At 61.2% G+C, this 16,591-nt stretch carries 13 protein-coding genes; 2 read left to right on the top strand and 11 right to left on the bottom strand.

All coding sequences use genetic code 11. The features are described 5' to 3' along the window. Positions 1–49 precede the first annotated feature (49 nt). The 4 genes from HU765_RS12995 to HU765_RS12980 form a co-directional block, all read right to left on the bottom strand. Entirely contained in the window at positions 50–427 is a 378-nt protein-coding gene (locus HU765_RS12995; RefSeq protein WP_186620967.1) for a hypothetical protein, read from the bottom strand. Between the two features lie 75 nt (positions 428–502). Then, a complete protein-coding gene (locus HU765_RS12990; protein ID WP_186620965.1) occupies positions 503–1,312 on the bottom strand; it encodes a putative RNA methyltransferase in 810 nt (269 codons plus the stop codon). Then, positions 1,312–2,463, bottom strand: a complete 1,152-nt coding sequence (gene dapE / locus HU765_RS12985) for a succinyl-diaminopimelate desuccinylase (RefSeq protein ID WP_186620963.1) — start codon at positions 2,461–2,463, stop codon at positions 1,312–1,314. Before dapE ends, HU765_RS12990 begins: the two co-directional genes overlap by 1 nt. A 238-nt stretch (positions 2,464–2,701) precedes the next feature. Beyond that, positions 2,702–5,293, bottom strand: a complete 2,592-nt coding sequence (locus tag HU765_RS12980; protein ID WP_186620961.1) for a glycosyltransferase — start codon at positions 5,291–5,293, stop codon at positions 2,702–2,704. Between the two features lie 214 nt (positions 5,294–5,507). On the opposite strand from HU765_RS12980, the gene tcdA reads away from it, so the two are divergent. Next, a complete protein-coding gene (gene tcdA, locus HU765_RS12975; RefSeq protein WP_186620959.1) occupies positions 5,508–6,326 on the top strand; it encodes a tRNA cyclic N6-threonylcarbamoyladenosine(37) synthase TcdA in 819 nt (272 codons plus the stop codon). Between the two features lie 104 nt (positions 6,327–6,430). Here the strand turns inward: tcdA and HU765_RS12970 are convergent, their stop codons facing one another. The 4 genes from HU765_RS12970 to HU765_RS12955 form a co-directional block, all read right to left on the bottom strand. Next, positions 6,431–6,835, bottom strand: coding sequence for a SufE family protein (locus HU765_RS12970; protein ID WP_186620957.1), 405 nt, complete (start codon positions 6,833–6,835; stop codon positions 6,431–6,433). After that, entirely contained in the window at positions 6,832–8,037 is a 1,206-nt protein-coding gene (locus tag HU765_RS12965) for a cysteine desulfurase (RefSeq protein WP_186620955.1), read from the bottom strand. Before HU765_RS12965 ends, HU765_RS12970 begins: the two co-directional genes overlap by 4 nt. A gap of 150 nt (positions 8,038–8,187) precedes the next feature. Then, positions 8,188–9,222, bottom strand: coding sequence for a 2,3,4,5-tetrahydropyridine-2,6-dicarboxylate N-succinyltransferase (gene dapD / locus HU765_RS12960; protein WP_186620953.1), 1,035 nt, complete (start codon positions 9,220–9,222; stop codon positions 8,188–8,190). A 31-nt stretch (positions 9,223–9,253) separates the two neighbouring features. Further along, positions 9,254–9,616 carry an ArsC family reductase gene (locus HU765_RS12955; protein ID WP_189664121.1) on the bottom strand — a complete coding sequence of 121 codons (363 nt, stop codon included), beginning with the start codon at positions 9,614–9,616 and terminating at the stop codon, positions 9,254–9,256. Between the two features lie 291 nt (positions 9,617–9,907). Here HU765_RS12955 and HU765_RS12950 point away from each other — a divergent pair, with 291 nt between their 5' ends. Further along, positions 9,908–11,539, top strand: coding sequence for a Na+/H+ antiporter (locus HU765_RS12950; RefSeq protein WP_186550164.1), 1,632 nt, complete (start codon positions 9,908–9,910; stop codon positions 11,537–11,539). A 6-nt stretch (positions 11,540–11,545) separates the two neighbouring features. On the opposite strand, the gene HU765_RS12945 is transcribed toward HU765_RS12950, so the two are convergent. The 3 genes from HU765_RS12945 to HU765_RS12935 all read right to left on the bottom strand — a co-directional run bounded on the left by HU765_RS12945 (position 11,546) and on the right by HU765_RS12935 (position 16,551). Beyond that, positions 11,546–12,280: a M12 family metallopeptidase gene (locus tag HU765_RS12945; RefSeq protein ID WP_186620949.1), complete on the bottom strand. Its 735-nt coding sequence runs from the start codon at positions 12,278–12,280 to the stop codon at positions 11,546–11,548. Positions 12,281–12,444: 164 nt separating this feature from the next. Continuing rightward, on the bottom strand, positions 12,445–13,644 hold the full coding sequence (gene dapC / locus HU765_RS12940; RefSeq protein ID WP_186620947.1) for a succinyldiaminopimelate transaminase: 1,200 nt from the start codon (positions 13,642–13,644) through the stop codon (positions 12,445–12,447). 204 nt (positions 13,645–13,848) lie between these two features. Then, the gene (locus HU765_RS12935) at positions 13,849–16,551 is read right to left on the bottom strand and encodes a [protein-PII] uridylyltransferase (RefSeq protein ID WP_186550170.1); all 2,703 of its coding nucleotides are present in this window, start codon (positions 16,549–16,551) and stop codon (positions 13,849–13,851) included. Positions 16,552–16,591 lie beyond the last annotated feature (40 nt).

Raw genomic sequence — 16,591 nt, 5'->3', positions numbered from 1 at the left:
CTGATACACCGCAATCGCGAGCAGGCTCACTCCTACATGGGATCTGTGTTTAAGCGGTTTTCCAGGTGATCTCTTCTTCTCCATCGGCGCTGATGCGAATCCAGCGGTCAGCCGTTTCTTCACCTTCTTCCTCAACCCACGTACCCGGTGCGCAACGCACTTCAACGTTCAGCGCGGCAAAGGCTGCGCGGGCACAGGCGATGTCGTCGTCCCACGGGGTCTGGTCGCTTTCCAGGTACAGGCTGTTCCACTTGCCCACGGCTTTCGGCAGCCAGGTCACCGGCACGTTGCCGGCCTTGCATTTATACGTCTGGCCTTTCTGCACCCAGTCGCTGCACGGGCCGAGTGCTTTGCCGAGCCAGGCGGCGATGGCCTTGTGGTCGACGTCGGCGTCTTTCAGGTAAATCTCGATGTCTGGTTGGCGCATGGATGTCCTCACTGCGGGTCTGAAAAATCCATTCGCGGATTTAGCCGGCCCCGGGCCTGTGCCCGAGACCAAAAGTTATTGAAGAACGAAATAATCGTAGCGCATCGACACGGTGGTCACGAACGGCTCGGCCTGTTCGATCACCGCTGCGCGGCGTTCGGCACTGGCGCGCCAGCCGTGGGGCGTCATCGCCAACAGGTTGGCGCGATCCTCAGGCTTGTCCAGCGTCAGCTTGAACGCCAGGGTTTCACTGTGCGCCAATGCCATGCCCTCAGGCACCAGGGCCAGGTGCTTGTCATCGGTGTATTCGCGCACTTCGTCGTACAGGCGTTCGCGCAGTTCCATCAGATGGCCGCGGGTCGGGCCGACTTTCATCAGGCCGCCGCCGACGCTGAGCAAGCGCTTGGCCTCTTCCCAGTCCAGCGGACTGAAAACACTCGCCAGAAACTGGCAACTGCCCGAGGCCAATGGCACACGCGCCATGCTGGCAATCAACCAGGTGATCGCCGGATTGCGTTTGCAGGCGCGTTTGACGGCTTCGCGCGAGATATCCAGCGCATAGCCATCGGCGTTGGGCAGAGCCTCGGCGATTTGCGCGGTGTAGTAACCCTCGCCACAACCGATGTCGACCCAGCGCTCCGGCGCATAACCGGCCGCCAGTTCAGCCAGACGCCTGGCGACCGGCGCGTAATGCCCGGCGTTGAGGAAATCACGCCGCGCCTCGACCATTGCCTGATTGTCGCCGGGGGCGCGGCTGTTCTTGTGCTGCACTGGCAGCAGGTTCAGATAACCCTGGCGCGCGCGGTCGAAACGATGCCCGGCGGGGCAGGCCACGCCGTTGTCCACCGTGTTGAGCGGTTCACTACAGATCGGGCACGCGAGCATCAGGCAAGCAACTTGATCAGGGTCTGGTAGTAGATCTCGGTCAGTACGTCGAGATCCGCTGCCAGTACGCGTTCGTTGACCTGGTGAATGGTCGCGTTGACCGGCCCCAGCTCAACCACTTGCGTGCCCATGGTCGCGATGAAGCGGCCATCGGATGTGCCGCCGCTGGTCGACGCCTTGGTTTCGCGGCCGGTGATGTCCTTGATGCTCGATGACACGGCATCGAGCAACGCGCCCGGCTCGGTGAGGAACGGCAGACCAGACAGCGCCCAGTCGATGTGCCAGTCCAGACCATGTTTGTCGAGAATGTCGGCAACGCGTTTCTGCAGGCCTTCGACAGTGGATTCGGTGGAAAAACGGAAGTTGAACACCGCCACCAGATCGCCGGGAATCACGTTGGTCGCGCCGGTGCCGGAATTGAGGTTGGAAATCTGGAAACTGGTCGGTGGGAAGAAATCGTTGCCGTGGTCCCAATGCTCGGCGGCCAGTTCTGCCAGTGCCGGAGCGGCGAGGTGGATCGGGTTCTTCGCCAGATGCGGGTAGGCCACGTGACCTTGCACGCCTTTGACCGTGAGCTTGGCGCCGAGGGAGCCGCGACGGCCATTTTTCACCACATCGCCGACCAGCGTGGTGCTCGATGGCTCGCCAACGATGCACCAGTCCAGACGCTCGTTGCGCGCGACGAGCCGCTCGACCACCGCTTTGGTGCCGTGATGCGCCGGGCCTTCTTCGTCGCTGGTGATCAGGAAGGCGACCTTGCCCTTGTGGTTCGGGTAATCCGCAACGAAGCGTTCGGCGGCGACGGTCATCGACGCCAGGCTGCCTTTCATGTCCGCTGCGCCACGACCGCAGAGCATGCCGTGCTCGTCGATCACGGCGTTGAACGGATCGATCTGCCACGCGGTGACCGGACCCGTCGGCACTACATCGGTGTGGCCGGCGAAGCACAGCACCGGGCCCTCGTTGTTGCCGTGAGTGGCCCAAAAGTTATCCACATCTTCGATGCGCATCGGCTCCAGAGTGAAACCGGCATCGCCCAGGCGCTGCATCATCTGCTTCTGGCAGTCAGCATCGACCGGGGTCACGGAAGGACGGCGGATCAGGTCGATGGCCAGTTGAAGGGTCGGCGATAGGTCGGCGTGGGCCGTCATGGAAAACTCCGGATCATGGGGTATGGGCTTGGCTTCTAATGTGGGAGCGAGCCTGCTCGCGAAAGCGGTGTATCAGACAACCTAAAGGTTGAATGTTACAAAGCCTTCGCGAGCAGGCTCGCTCCCACAGGGGCAGTGCCGTCAGTCAGACCGGATGCCGCGCCAAGCCCCGCAAAATGGCGGTTATCTTAAAGCAAAACGGCGACCATTGGCCGCCGTTTAGTGCATCGGTACGGATTTAGACGACCGGCGCCGGTTCCGCCACTGCCGCAGGTTTTGGCAGCGACGACAGAAACGCCATGATCAGCGCCGCCACGTACGGCAGCGACTGCACCAGCAACATGGCGACCCAGAAGCGCATGTCGTTGCTCGGCATGCCGTTGACCAGATAGATCCCCAGTGCCGCGCCCCACAACAGCAGCATGATGAACAGCTCTTCCCGCGCTTCGGAAATCGCCACCCAGAAGCCATGGTTGTCGGCGTTTTTCGGCGTGCGGAAGAACGGAATGCTGCTGGTGAAGAAACCGTACAGCACCGCTTTGGCGATGGTGTGCGACAACGCCAGCCCGGCCAGTGCCGCGCAGAACGCATCCTTCAGATTCACACCGACGGCGCGGCGATAAAGAAAGATGATCTTGCCGACCTTGAACACGAACAGCGCCAGCGGCGGGATCGCGAAAATCAGCAACGGCGGATCGACCCGTTGCGGCACGATGATCATCGCCGCCGACCACAGCAACGCGCCGACGGTGAAGAAGATGTTCATGCCATCGGCGACCCACGGCAGCCAGCCGGCGAGGAAGTGATAGCGCTGACCGCGCGTCAGTTCGGTGTCCTTGCCGCGCAGCAGGCTGCGGGTGTGGCGCTTGATGATCTGGATCGCGCCGTACGCCCAGCGGAAGCGCTGTTTCTTGAAGTCGATGAAGGTGTCGGGCATCAGGCCCTTGCCATAACTGTCGTGGTAATACGCCGCCGACAGGCCTTTTTCGAACACACGCAGACCCAGTTCGGCGTCTTCACAAATGCACCAGTCGGCCCAGCCCAGTTCTTCCAGTACCGAGCGCCGGGTCATGGTCATGGTGCCGTGCTGGATGATCGCGTCCCGGTCGTTGCGGGTGACCATGCCAATGTGGAAGAAGCCTTTGTACTCGGCGTAGCAGAGCTTCTTGAAGGTGCTTTCGTTTTGGTCGCGATAATCCTGCGGCGACTGCACCACGGCGATTTTCGGATCGGCGAAGTGCGGCACCATGTGCTTGAGCCAGTTCGGGTGCACGCAATAATCGGAGTCGATCACCGCAATGACTTCGGCATCCTTGGCCGTATGCGGGATCAGGTAATTCAGCGCGCCGCCCTTGAAACCGGCCAGTGGCGATACGTGGAAGAACTTGAAGCGCGGGCCGAGGGTGGCGCAGTAATCGCGCACCGGTTCCCAGACGGCCGGGTCCTTGGTGTTGTTGTCGATGATCAGGACTTCGAAGTCCGGGTAATCGAGATTGGCCAAGGCGTCGAGGGTCTGTTTGACCATCTCCGGCGGCTCGTTGTAGCAGGGCACGTGGATCGAGACTTTTGGCCGGTAATCGGAATCACCCAGCACTGGCAGGAATTCGCGCCGGCGTTTATGAATCCACACCGCTTCGGCCAGCTCGTGGGCTTCGGTCAGCAAAACGATGAACACACCCAGCGCGCCGAGCGCGAGCAGGAAGCCGACCGTCAGGCTGAACCACGTGCTGTATTGCTGGCTGTAGTCGTAGCCGATCCACACCAACACCGAACCACACAGAAACGCGATAAAGGTCAGGAACGTACGACCACGCTGGCGCAGGGCCGAACCGTCGATCATCAACAGGGTCAGCGACAGCAGCGCGAGCACCACGGAACCGATGGCCAGCACGCGCCATTGCGGAATCGCGACGACCGGGCCTTCGAAATTGAATTTCTGCTGACGCGCGGCGTTGAACACGCCCCAATAAGCGCCAACCGAGCCTTCGTCACTGGCCTTCCACGGCTGATCGAAGGCTTCGATCACGAAATAGTTGAAGCCCTGGCGGTTGAGCTTGTTGACCAGCGTGCGCAGGTAGATCGCCTGATCGGCTGGCGACGCATCGGCGCCACCGCGCATGCGCCCGTTGCTCGGCCAGCCGACTTCAGACAACAGCAACGGTTTTTTCGGGAAGAGCTTTTTCAGATCGCGAGCGCGATCCAGAACGAACTGGCCGGCCTTGTCCACCGGAATAAATTCCCAGTAGGGCAGAACGTGGGCGGCGATCAGGTCGACGTGTCTGGCCAGTTGCGGGTATTTCTCCCAGATGTGCCACTGCTCGGACGTGGTCACCGGAACCTTGACGGCGGCACGCACGCGATCCAGCAGGACGATCAAGGCTTCAGGGGTAATCTCTTCGCGGAACAACGCCTCGTTACCGACCACCACCCGCACCACGCTGCGCGAGGTGTTGGCCAGTTCGATGGCTTTGCTGATTTCCCGCTCGTTGCGCTCCTGGTCGGGGCTGATCCAGATCCCGAGCGTGACGCGCAGGCCGAACTCTTCAGCCAGTTTCGGGATGTTCTGCAGCGAACCGTCGACCGAATAGATGCGGATGTTGTCGGTCAGCTTGCTCATGATCTCCAGATCACGGCGCATCTCGTCATCAGACGGGTACTGATCCTTTTGCGGGTATTGTCCCTGCTGGAACGGCGAATAGGAGAAGCCGGAGATTTGCTGTGGCCAGTTCGGCGCCGAGACCGGGCGGTTGACCAACGCCCAGAAACCGGTGAACAGGGCAGCGATGGCCAGCACCACTACCAGGTTGAGTCCAAATTTACGCGATGACATAGCTGTTTCGGGTTCCAAAGGCTGTGGAACGAAGATTCGGTCGGATAGACGCCCGACGGGCGCGCATCCTACACCGGCGGTTAACCAGCCGTACAACTGACGGGAAAATTCCTGACATTGGGCAGCCGTCTCTGACTTAAGTTCTTACACTTGTCGCTTGCAGCTTAAAACTTGCCGCTGCGTAGCCCTATAATGCGCGCCGGTTTTTGGGGTAATGATCATGAGTACAGAAGATCCGCGGTTTGCAGGCATCGCCCGTTTATACGGCATCGAAGGCATGGAGCGCTTGCGCGCGGCCCATGTGGCGATCGTCGGCGTTGGCGGCGTCGGTTCCTGGGCGGCGGAAGCCATTGCCCGCTGCGGCGTTGGCGAGATTTCGCTGTTTGACCTGGACGACGTTTGCGTCAGCAACGCCAACCGCCAATTGCACGCGCTCGACAGCACCGTCGGCAAGCCCAAGGTCGAGGTGATGGCCGAGCGGCTGCGCGGAATCAACCCCGATTGCACGGTGCACGCCGTCGCCGACTTCGTTACCCGCGAGACCATGGCCGAATACATCACGCCGGACATCGACTGCGTGATCGACTGCATCGACGCGGTCAACGCCAAAGCGGCACTGATTGCCTGGTGCAAACGCCGCAAGATCCAGATCATCACCACTGGCGGTGCAGGCGGACAGATTGATCCGACGCTGATTCAAGTCTGCGATCTCAACCGCACCTTCAACGATCCGCTGGCCTCGAAAGTGCGCTCGACCTTGCGCCGCGATTACGGCTTCTCCCGCACCATGACCCGCCATTACAGCGTGCCGTGTGTGTTCTCCACTGAACAACTGCGCTACCCGAAACCGGATGGCAGCATTTGTTTGCAGAAGAGTTTTGTCGGTGACGGCGTCAAGCTCGACTGCGCTGGCGGTTTTGGTGCGGTGATGATGGTGACGGCGACATTTGGCATGGTCGCGGCGACCAAGGCGGTGGACAAGATTGTGGCGGGGGTGCGGCGGCCTTCGGACCGGGTTAAACCTCAGGCTTGATGTCCGGGCTGAAGACCCAATCGCGAGCAGGCTCACTCCTACAGGGGAATGCGTTTCAAATTGTAGGAGTGAGCCTGCTCGCGATGGCTGCGAAGCAGCCGCTTTTATTTCGCCAACTCATTCATCCGCTTGAGCACGGCATTCAACCCATTGCTGCGCGAAGGCGACAACTGCCGCGACAGCCCCAACTGATTAAACCAGTCCGGCAAATCGACCTGCCGCAACTCAGCCGCCGACAGCCCGTTGACCCGCAACAGCAGTAACGCCACCAGGCCACGAATCATCCGCGCATCGCTGCTCGCTGCAAATTGCCAGTGGCCGTCGCGCAACTCGCCCACCAGCCACACTTGGCTTTCACAGCCATGCACGCGATTGGCCTCGCACTTATCCGTCTCGCTCAACGCTGGCAAGCGATCGCCAAACTGCATCAGCAATCGCGCCCGCTGCTCCCAGCCCGCGGCGCTCTGGAAGGTTTGCAGGGCGTCGGCGGCTTCAGCCGGCAACGTCATCGCAGCATCTCCAGCGCCTGGTCGAGGGCTTCAAAGAAGCGCTCCAGGTCCTCGGAATCGTTGTACAACGCCAGCGACACGCGAATCGCGCCGGCCAGTTCGAAGCTTTTCATCAATGGCATGGCGCAATGGTGCCCGGCGCGCACGGCGATGCCTTGCTCGGTCAACAGGTGCGCCAGATCGGCGTTATGCACGCCTTCGACAACAAAACTGGCCAGCGCCAATTGCGGCTTGCCCAGCAGACGAATGCCGTTGCGTGCGGCGAGGCCGCGCAGCAGATAGTCGTGCAGTGCCGCTTCATGGGCGGACACCGCGTCCTGGTCCAGGCCGGCCAGGTAATCGAGGGTCGCACCGAGGCCGACCACGCTGGCAATCGGCGGTGTGCCGGCCTCGAAACCCAGTGGTGCAGGGCGGAAGCGGGCGCTGTGGAAGGTCGCGTCTACAACCATCTCGCCACCGAATTGCCAGGGCCGCAGTTGCTCCAGCGCGTCGTTGCGCCCGAACAGCACGCCAAGGCCTTCGGGGCCATACAGCTTGTGGCTGGAAAACACATAGAAGTCGCAACCGAGCGCCTGCACGTCATGGCGCCCGTGGACGACACCCTGCGCACCATCGATCACCGTCAGGGCGTTGTGCGCCTTGGCCATGGCCAGCAGGGCGGGCAACGGCTGCCAGGCGCCGAGCACGTTGGACAATTGGCTGACTGCCAGCAAACGGGTGCGCGGGCCGATGACGGTGAGCGCGACCGCGAGGTCAATCAGCCCGTCGCTGTCCAGAGGCAACACAATCAGCTTGAGATCGCGTCGTTGGGCCAGTTGCTGCCACGGCAGCAGGTTGGCGTGATGCTCCAGCGCGCTGATGACGATCTCGTCGCCCGGCTGGAAAAGATGCTCCAGGCCATAAGCCAAGAGGTTCAGCGCACTGGTGGCGCCATGGGTGAAGATGATCTGGCCGCTGTCGCCTGCGTTCAGCCACTGCGCAACCTTCAGCCGACTGTCTTCGAACGCCTGCGTGGCATGGGCGCCGGGCAAGTGTTGCGCACGGTGCACATTGGCCGCGCCGTTGGCGTAGTAATGCGTCAGGGCGTCGAGCAAAGCCTGGGGTTTCTGCGTGGTGGCGGCATTGTCCAGATAGGTCTGGTCTTGCCGTTGCAGGGCGGCGATGGCTGGAAAATCGGCACGCCAAGGGGAGGGAATCATCATCTGTTCAGCCCTGTGAAATTGGGCGGGGTGTACCGGACCTTGTGGGAGCGGGCTTGCTTGCGAAAGCGTAGTGTCATTCTGCACAGTTGTTACTGACAGGACGCCTTCGCGGGCAAGCCCGCTCCCACAGGGGATCGATCGTATGGCTGCTTAGTTGTGAGCGTGCAGCGCTTCGTTCAGTTCGATCGCCGATTTGTGGGTCTTGCACTCCACCGCACCGGTTTGCGAATTGCGACGGAACAGCAGGTCGGTCTGGCCGGCCAGCTCACGCGCTTTAACAACCTGAACCAGATTGTTGTGCTCATCGAGCAGCGCCACCTTGGTGCCGGCCGTCACGTACAGGCCCGACTCGACCGTGGTGCGGTCGCCCAACGGAATACCGATACCGGCGTTGGCGCCGATCAGGCAGCCTTCGCCAACCTTGATCACGATGTTGCCGCCGCCCGACAGGGTGCCCATGGTCGAGCAACCGCCGCCCAGGTCCGAACCCTTGCCGACAAACACGCCAGCGGAGACACGGCCTTCGATCATGCCCGGGCCTTCGGTGCCGGCGTTGAAGTTGATGAAACCTTCGTGCATGACGGTGGTGCCTTCGCCCACGTAAGCGCCCAGACGCAGGCGCGCGGCGTCAGCGATACGCACACCGGCCGGAACCACGTAATCGGTCATTTTCGGGAACTTGTCCACCGAGAACACTTCCAGCAGCTCACCGCGCAGACGCGCTTCGAGTTGCATCTCGGCCAGTTCGCTCAGGTCGATCGCGCCCTGGCTGGTCCAGGCGACGTTCGGCAGCAGCGGGAAAATACCGGCGAGGCTGACGCCGTGCGGCTTGACCAGACGGTGCGACAGCAAGTGCAGCTTGAGGTAGGCCTCAGGCGTCGAAGTCAGTTGCGCATCTTCGGCCAGCAGGGTGGCGACCAGCGGCTTGTGGCTTTCGGCCAGACGGGTCAGCAGCTTGCCTTGCACGGCGTCGATGCCTTTGACCGCTTCAGCCAGTTGCGCGGCCTGTGCGGTGGTGAAGCTGATGGCCTGGTTGCCTTCGGTGTAACCGAGGATCGGCGCAACGGCAGCGACCAGTTCGGCCGAAGGGTTGAGCAGTGGCTGTGCGTAGAACACTTCGAGCCAGGCGCCTTGACGGTTCTGAGTGCCGACACCAAAGGCGATGCTGAACAGGGAATTGGACATGTGAATACCTCTACAAAGAGTGACGGGCTGCTTACTTCAGAGCGGCCGCGTAGATGTCTGGCTTGAAGCCAATCAGGGTTCGGTCACCGAGATCGAGCACCGGGCGCTTGATCATCGAGGGTTGCGCGAGCATCAGTTCGATGGCTTTCGACTGGTCGAGATCGGCTTTGCGTTCGTCGTCGAGTTTGCGAAAGGTCGTGCCTGCACGGTTCAACACCGTTTGCCAGCCGTGCTCGTCACACCATTGCGTCAGGTGCGCACGGTCGATACCGGCCGTTTTGTAATCGTGAAAGTCGTAGCTGACAGCGTGTTCATCGAGCCAGGTGCGCGCCTTCTTCATGGTGTCGCAGGCTTTGATGCCGAAAAGGTGCAACGTTTTACTTGAAACGGCCAAGGAATCGCCCCCTTTACAGGTGCTGGAGAAAAATGGTGACGGATTATGCCATGACCAAACGGTTTCGTCGGCCACGGTTGTCGTAACGCTGTAAAACCTGTGGGAGCGAGCCTGCTCGCGAAGGGGGCGTGTCAGTCGACATTGATGGTGAATCTTCCACCGCTTTCGCGAGCAGGCTCGCTCCCACAAGGGAGTTGCGTTCCAGCCGTGCGACATAGGTGCAACGGTCATCCACAGCCTAAGGCGCTAATATGGCAGTTCAACGCTGTCGATCGCCTGAGATACTGCTTTATGCAAACTGCTTACACCGTCCTGATCCTGCTGATGCTGGTCAGCGTCTCGCGACTGGTTGGCCGGGTCATCCCGCTGCCGCTGCCTTTGGTGCAAATCGCCGCTGGCGCCTTGTTGGCCTGGCCGACGCTGGGCCTGCACGTGGCCCTCGATCCGGAGCTGTTCCTGTTTCTGTTCCTGCCGCCGTTGCTGTTTTCCGACGGCTGGCGCATGCCCAAACGCGCGCTCTGGCAATTGCGCGGGCCGATTCTGACCCTGGCCGTGGGCCTTGTTTTGTTCACCGTGGTCGGTGCCGGCTATTTCATTCATTGGCTGTTGCCGACGATTCCGCTGCCAGTAGCCTTTGCCTTGGCGGCCGTATTGTCGCCCACCGACGCCGTAGCGGTTTCAGCGATTGCGCAGAACCGCTTGCCGACGCCGCTGATGCACATGCTGCAGGGCGAGGCGCTGATGAACGACGCCTCCGGTCTGGTGACTTTCAAGTTCGCCCTGGCAGCGGCGGTGACGGGGGTGTTCTCGCTGACCAACGCCAGCCTGACCTTCGTCGCGGTGGCGCTGGGTGGTCTGGCGGTCGGCGTGGCGCTGAGCTGGCTGGTTGGACGCCTGCGCGTGTGGATGATCGCCCGTGGCTGGGATGATCCGGCTACTCACGTAGTGTTCATGTTGCTGTTGCCCTTCGCTGCTTATGTATTGGCCGAGCGCTTGGGCGCATCGGGCATTCTTTCAGCGGTCGCAGCGGGAATGATGCAGAGCTGGCTCGACCTGCTGCCACGGCAGACCAGTACCCGGCTGCTCAATCGCAGTGTCTGGTCGCTGCTGGAGTTCGCCTTCAATGGCCTGATCTTTCTGCTGCTCGGCCTGCAATTGCCGGACATCATCAAAGCGGTGGTCAGTCACGAGCCGACGCTGTGGCCGACGCTGTTCTACCGTTGCCTCGATGTGCTGGCGATTTTCCTCGCGCTGGTGTTGCTGCGGTTTGTCTGGGTGCAGAGCATCTGGCGCTTGTCGGTACTGCTGCGGCGCTTGCGCGGCAAAGGCGAGCTGACGCAAGTGCCGACGGCGCGTTCCTGCTGGCTGCTGACGGTCGGTGGTGTGCGCGGGGCGGTAACGCTGGCAGGCGTAATGTCGGTGCCAATGTTGATGGGCGCGCAGGCGTTTCCCGAGCGAGACCTGCTGATCTTTATCGCGGCCGGGGTGATTCTGCTGTCGCTGGTGTCGGCGTGTATCGCCTTGCCCTTGTTACTGCGCGGGATCGAAAAAAGCCCGGACGATAAACGCCGCCAGGAAGTGCGCGATGCCTGGCGCAAAACCGCCGAAGCCGCGATCCACTCGCTGGAAACCGAGGAAGTGGTGCCTCAGGATGCGGCGCAGGCGGCATTGTCCGCTGAACTCAAGGCGCGAATCATGTCCGAGTATCGCCATCAGCTCGATGTCTTCAATGACTCCGCCGAAGCCCAGGCTTTGGCGTTCCAGATGGATCTGCTGGAACGTCGGCTGCGTCTGAAGGCGCTGCGGGCGCAACGCCTTGAGTTGTATCGCCTAAGCCGCCAGCACCAGATCGGCGATGACGTGCTCAGGGAAGTATTGGGCGAACTCGATCTGAGTGAGGCCAATCTGGGGCAGGTCAAATAGACGGCGTTACTTGGGATAGAGCAGTCGCATCAGGCGTTTGTCCTTCTTACTGATCTTGCGGTTGACCGGTATTTCCCAGTCGCCCAGAGTCAATGTGTTCGCCACCGGGTGATGCATGATCGAGTGCTTGTCATAGGCGGTGTAGATCGCATCAAGCGTATCGAAGGAGGCAAAGAGGTTGCGGTCGACCTGTTCGCGGGTCAGCGGATTCATCTGCCGATTCTGATAAAACTCATACACCTTGGGCTTATCCCACGGAATGTTCGCCTGGGGATGCTGGTGTTCATGCAGGGCGCCCAGTGCGTGACCGAATTCGTGGGTGACGATCACCTCGAAGTCGACATGGTCGGGGCTGACCCCCAGATTCATGGTTGGATGGTCGGGATGAATCAGCAGCGCATCGGTGCCGAGCATGGCGCTGTTGTCATTGTTTTTTGTGGCGATGCGAATATCGCCCTGGCGCTCTTCGACGAATTCAAACTTGAGGTTGATGTAGGGCAACCAACGGCTGGCCGCGGCGATGATCTTGCTTTTGTGCTCAGGCGCAGGCGCATCCATGAAGGCAATCTTCAGCGTGCGGCCGTTGGCCCACAATTTCGAGTAGTTGAGCACGGCGCGCTTGCGCCGCGTACCGCTGGTGCGGTCGCTGTCGGCATTCGCCGGATTTTCGCTGATGGCGGCCGCGTAGGCTGCCTGATCGTCTGGCCACTGTAGGAGTTGGCAATCCAGGAGTTCTTGCATTTCACTTCTTCCATGAAGTCTGGGGCGGTGGTTTTGAGACGCGACGAACCGCGCAGCCCAAGACTAACGTCTGGCCGGCGCAGGGACGGGAAATAAGATCGGGCGAACTGTTACGCGATATTTGCAGCGCCTGTGCCGGATTGCCCGGCACAGGCGTTCAGGCCTCAGCGGCGACGCTGGATGAAATCGCGAATACGCTCAGCCGCTTCGACACACTCGGCCAGCGGCGCAACCAGTGCCATGCGCACGCGGCCGGCGCCCGGATTGACGCCATCGACCTCGCGCGAAAGGTACGAGCCCGGCACCACCGTCACATGCTCCTGCTCGAACAGATCGCGGCAGAATTGCGCGTCATCGCCGTTCACGTTCGGCCACAGGTAGAAGCTGCCGTCCGGGCGCTGCACATCCAGCACCGGGCCAAGAATCGCCAGCACCGCATCGAATTTCTCGCGGTACAGCGCGCGGTTGGCGCGCACGTGGACTTCGTCGTTCCAGGCGGCAACGCTGGCCAGTTGGGTTTGCACCGGCATTGCGCAGCCGTGATAGGTGCGATACAGCAGAAAACCCTTGAGGATCTCGGCGTCGCCGGCGACGAAACCGGAACGCAGGCCCGGCAGGTTGGAACGCTTGGACAGACTGTGGAATACCACGCAACGCTTGAAGTCCTGACGACCCAGTTCCACACAAGCGCTGAGCAGGCCCGGCGGCGGCGTCTGCTCGTCGAAGTACAGCTCGCTGTAGCATTCGTCCGCGGCAATCACAAAATCGTACTGGTCGGCCAGGGCGATCAGCTTTTTCAACACATCGACCGGAATCAATGCGCCGGTCGGGTTGCCCGGCGAGCACAGGAACAGGATCTGGCAGCGCTGCCAGATGTCCGGCGACACCGCATCGAAATCCGGGTTGAAGCCGTCTTCATCCAGGCACGGCAGGTAGTGCGGCTTGGCCCCGGCGAGGAACGCGGCGCCTTCGTAAATCTGATAGAACGGGTTCGGGCTGACCACCAGGGCGTCGTCGCCACGGTTGACCACGGTCTGGGTAAACGCAAACAGCGCTTCGCGGGTGCCGTTGACCGGCAGCACGTTGCGCGCCGGATCGACCCAGCCGCTTGGCACGCCAAAGCGCCGCTCACACCAGCCAGCGATGGCTTCACGCAGCGCCGGGATGCCGAGGGTGGTCGGGTACACCGCCATCTGCTCCAGATTATTGGCCAGCGCTTCGGCGACAAAGCTCGGCGAGCGATGCTTCGGCTCGCCGATCGACAGGGCGATCGGGCGCTTGTCCGGGTTCGGGGTCACGGTGCCGAGCAGTGCGCGGAGCTTTTCGAACGGGTAGGGCTGGAGCTGGTTCAGAGCGTTGTTCATGGGGGCCTCGGTCAAGGTGGGGCAAAACGCCGATACTGGGCCGTTCACCAGACCTGTAGGAGTGAGCCTGCTCGCGATGAGGGCTGCACATTCAATATGTGTGCAAGCTGATGCATCGTCATCGCGAGCAGGCTCACTCCTACAAGGAATTTGATTAACAGGCTGGAATCGGAGTGATCCTTCCCACCGGGGTAATGGGTTAATTCAAATACTGATACGCGAAAGCTTGATATCCGGTTCCTGATTGACGCTCAGTTGTTCAACGATCGCATCCTGCAAGCGGCTGCACAGCAAGGGATCGGACAGCGGCTGGTTGTGCGCATCGGTGATAAAGAACACGTCTTCGACCCGTTCGCCCAGGGTCGCGATCTTGGCGTTCTGCAGCGACAGGTCGAACTCGAGGAAAATCCCGCCGATGCGCGCCAGCAGGCCCGGGCGATCGGGCGCGGTCAATTCCAGCACCGTCACCGGGCGTTGCGCATCGTTGTGGATGGTCACCTGTGGCGCGAAGGCAAAATGCTTGAGCTGGCGCGGCACCCGGCGCTGGATGATCGTCGGGTAGTCGTCCGGGTTGCGCAGGGCTTCGGTCAGCCCTTCGCGGATCTGTTTGACCCGCACCGGATTGTCGCCGATCGACTCGCCGTCGTTGTCGAGCACGATGTAGGTGTCGAGGGTGAACTGGCTGCTCGAGGTAATGACCCGGGCGTCGTGAATGTTCAGGTTGAGCTGGTCCATCGCGGCCACGGTCACAGCGAAGAAGTCGTGTTGGTCCGGTGCATAAATGAAGATCTGCGTGCCACCCTCGAACTCGCGTTGGGTGGTTTCCTTGATCAGCACCAGCGGCCCGCCATTGACCGGTTGCTGCAGGATCGCATCGCTGTGCCAGGCCACGTCGCCAGCGGTGTGCCGCAGGAAATAGTCATCGCCCAGTTGCGCCCACAGTTGCTCGACATCGTCCGGGTCGGTGCCGCCGCGCACCAGAATGTCCAGTGCGGCGCTCTGGGTCTGACGAATCTGCTCTTCGCGATCCACCGGGTTTTCCAGGCCGCGGCGCAAGGCGCGCTTGGTTTCGGTATAGAGCTGGCGCAGCAGGCTGGCGCGCCAGGAGTTCCACAGCGTCGGGTTGGTCGCGTTGATATCGGCGACGGTCAGCACATAGAGATAGTCGAGGCGGGTTTCATCGCCGACGGCCTGGGCAAAATCATGGATCACCTGCGGATCGGACAGATCCTTGCGCTGGGCGGTGGTCGACATCACCAGATGGTTCTGCACCAGCCAGACGATCAGGCGGCTGTCCCACACCGGCAGTTGGTGGCGCTGACAGAATGCTTCGGCATCGACCGCGCCGATTTCCGAGTGGTCGCCATGCCGGCCCTTGCCAATGTCGTGGTAGAGGCCAGCCATATAAATGAGTTCGGGCTTGGGCAGCTTGGCCATGAGCTTGGCCGCGAGCGGAAATTTCTCCGAGACCTGGGTGTACTGCAGTTTGCGCAGGTGCTTGATCAGATTCAGCGTGTGCGCATCGACCGTATAAATGTGGAACAGGTCGTGCTGCATCTGCCCGACGATAAAACCGAACTCCGGCAGATAACGCCCGAGAATGCCATATCGGTTCATCCGCCGCAGATTGCGGTGGATGCCGATCTTGCACTTGAACAGCTCGATAAACAGGCTGGTGTTACGAATGTCGTTACGGAAGTTGTCGTCGATCAGGTGACGATGCTCACGTAGCAAACGGATGGTGTCGGCGCGCACGCCTTTGATTTCCGGCTGCTGGGCCATCAGCACGAAGATTTCCAGCATGGCGAACGGCGTGCGGCGGAACACGTTGTCGTTGCGTGCCTCGATGTAGCCGTCGTGCAACTGGAAGCGCGCGTTAATCGGCTGCGGCGGCGCCTCGTCTTCCGGGGCGAGAATGACTTCCTCGAAGTGCTGAATGATCAGGTCACTCAGTTGCGCAATGCTCATCACCGTGCGGAAGTACTGCTGCATGAAGTTTTCGACCGCCTGTTTGGCGTCGTCACCTTCAAAACCGAGCAGGCCGGCAATGGTGCGCTGATGATCGAACAACAAGCGATCTTCGGAACGGCCGGCAAGCATGTGCAGGGCATAGCGCACTTTCCACAGAAATTCCTGGGAAGAGGCAAGCAGGGCGTTCTCGCTTTCGACCAAAAAACCTTCGCCGGCAAGGGCGCGCAGGTTAAGGGTGCCGTACTGACGGCGGGCGACCCAGAGAATCGTCTGGATATCGCGCAGGCCACCGGGCGAACCTTTGACGTTGGGCTCCAGGTTGTACTCGGTGTCGTTGTACTTGTGGTGACGGGCCTTCTGTTCGGCATGCTTGGCGAGAAAAAACTCCTTGGCCGGCCACATGTGTGCGGTGCTGGTGACCTCGAGCATGCGCTGGCGCAGGCGCTCGGGGCCGCAGATGGTGCGGCTTTCCATGAGGTTGGTGACCACGGTCAGGTCGGCACGGGCCTCAACGGCACATTCATCGACCGAGCGCACGCTTTGACCGACCTCCAGGCCGATGTCCCACAACAGCGTCAGAAAACGCTCGATGGAATCGCGGAAAACTTCGTGATCGGCGCTGTCCAGCAGGATCAGCAAGTCGATATCGGAATAGGGGTGCAGTTCGCCCCGGCCGTAGCCGCCGACCGCGACCAGCGCGATGTCGGCGTCTTCGCTCCAGTTGAACTGGTCCCAGGCCTTTTGCAGGATGTTGTCGACGAACCAGGCGCGGTCTTCGATCAGCCGACGGATGTCGCGGCCGCTGCGAAAACGCGCGTCAAGCACCTCGCGGGCCTGGCGGATCGCCTTCTTGAACGCCGCGATAGGACTCGCTTTGAGCGCCAGTTCAGCCTGGAACTGGCCACGGTCGAAGAGTTCGGGATCCACCTGCGGCATCGATTGGCTTTCCTTCTATAAAGCTGGGAGCGTTTGGTGT

Source organism: Pseudomonas sp. SWRI81, from assembly GCF_014268545.1.
In the GTDB taxonomy this organism is placed as follows: Bacteria; Pseudomonadota; Gammaproteobacteria; order Pseudomonadales; family Pseudomonadaceae; genus Aquipseudomonas; species Aquipseudomonas hamedanensis.
The sequence above is the reverse complement of the archived record's forward strand: the minus strand, read 5'-3'. Positions and strand labels throughout refer to the sequence as shown.

Excerpts from the sequence above, each read along its gene's own strand:
- HU765_RS12995 (WP_186620967.1), bottom strand. The coding sequence starts at position 427 with ATGCGCCAACCAGACATCGAGATTTACCTGAAAGACGCCGACGTCGAC.
- HU765_RS12990 (WP_186620965.1), bottom strand. The coding sequence starts at position 1,312 with ATGCTCGCGTGCCCGATCTGTAGTGAACCGCTCAACACGGTGGACAAC.
- dapE (WP_186620963.1), bottom strand. The coding sequence starts at position 2,463 with ATGACGGCCCACGCCGACCTATCGCCGACCCTTCAACTGGCCATCGAC.
- HU765_RS12980 (WP_186620961.1), bottom strand. The coding sequence starts at position 5,293 with ATGTCATCGCGTAAATTTGGACTCAACCTGGTAGTGGTGCTGGCCATC.
- tcdA (WP_186620959.1), top strand. The coding sequence starts at position 5,508 with ATGATCATGAGTACAGAAGATCCGCGGTTTGCAGGCATCGCCCGTTTA.
- HU765_RS12970 (WP_186620957.1), bottom strand. The coding sequence starts at position 6,835 with ATGACGTTGCCGGCTGAAGCCGCCGACGCCCTGCAAACCTTCCAGAGC.
- HU765_RS12965 (WP_186620955.1), bottom strand. The coding sequence starts at position 8,037 with ATGATGATTCCCTCCCCTTGGCGTGCCGATTTTCCAGCCATCGCCGCC.
- dapD (WP_186620953.1), bottom strand. The coding sequence starts at position 9,222 with ATGTCCAATTCCCTGTTCAGCATCGCCTTTGGTGTCGGCACTCAGAAC.
- HU765_RS12950 (WP_186550164.1), top strand. The coding sequence starts at position 9,908 with ATGCAAACTGCTTACACCGTCCTGATCCTGCTGATGCTGGTCAGCGTC.
- HU765_RS12945 (WP_186620949.1), bottom strand. The coding sequence starts at position 12,280 with ATGCAAGAACTCCTGGATTGCCAACTCCTACAGTGGCCAGACGATCAG.
- dapC (WP_186620947.1), bottom strand. The coding sequence starts at position 13,644 with ATGAACAACGCTCTGAACCAGCTCCAGCCCTACCCGTTCGAAAAGCTC.
- HU765_RS12935 (WP_186550170.1), bottom strand. The coding sequence starts at position 16,551 with ATGCCGCAGGTGGATCCCGAACTCTTCGACCGTGGCCAGTTCCAGGCT.